The 803-nt window shown below is 67.5% G+C and carries 1 protein-coding gene; it reads right to left on the bottom strand.

Translation table 11 applies throughout. From position 1 onward, the window contains the following. The coding region (locus tag ACLF5H_RS31515) for an IS982 family transposase (protein WP_421679425.1) at positions 1 to 737 on the bottom strand (737 nt) is incomplete at its 3' end. Positions 738 to 803: the final 66 nt, after the last annotated feature.

Genomic DNA, 803 nt, shown 5'->3' with positions numbered 1-803 from the left:
TGGCCTTTGAGTGTGTCGAAGACCGCTTCGATCCACTGGCGGACGCGGGCCAGGCGGCCGTGCCGGACCGGCTCGTCCTTCCGGTCCGGCCGCATCAGACGGACGCCCAGGCGCTCGGTCAGGAATGCCTCGAACTCCCGGCCGGCGAAGCCTTTGTCGGACAGGATCACCTGACCGCTGCGGACGAGGTGACGGTCACGTTCCAGCAGTGCGGTCATCACCTCCCGTTCGCCCAGTTTCGGGTTCGCCAGGCACCAGGACACGGGCATGCCCTCGGCGGTGGTGAGCAGGTAGAGGCGGAAGCCCCAGAAGAACCGGGAGTGGCTGCGGCAGTAGCCGTATCCGGCGTGTCCGGCCAGCTCGGAGCGTTTGGCGGTCTCGCGGGAGGCCGCGCAGGGCAGCGGCGTGGAGTCGATCAGGCGGAGGTTGTCGTGCCAGGTGGGCACCTGCCGGGCGAGCATCTCGATGACGTGGCTGATCAGCGGCCCGGCGGCGTTGAGGCGCTTGTTGTAGGCGGACTGCTGGGGCAGATAGCGGAAGAGATGCCCGAGCCGGGCATGGGCGAAGCGGATCCAGTGCCGGGTGGACGGAAAGCCGAGCAGGACCTGGGCGACCGCCAGGCACAGCAGTTCGGCGTCCGTGAGTTTCGGGGGTCGCCCGATCCGGCGACAAGGCGCCACATGGTCGTCGATGAACACGTACAGTGCCGCCAGAAGGGCGTCCAGGTTTGTCTTCACACACTGACCAACGGGCGCCCTTCGCCATGGTCGCGACCAGCACACACATCGGACTCACTCATCTAG

Source organism: Streptomyces sp. LaBMicrA B280 (assembly GCF_049222185.1).
GTDB classification, from domain to species: Bacteria; Actinomycetota; Actinomycetes; order Streptomycetales; family Streptomycetaceae; genus Streptomyces; species Streptomyces murinus.
This window is presented reverse-complemented; position numbering and strand designations above follow the sequence as displayed.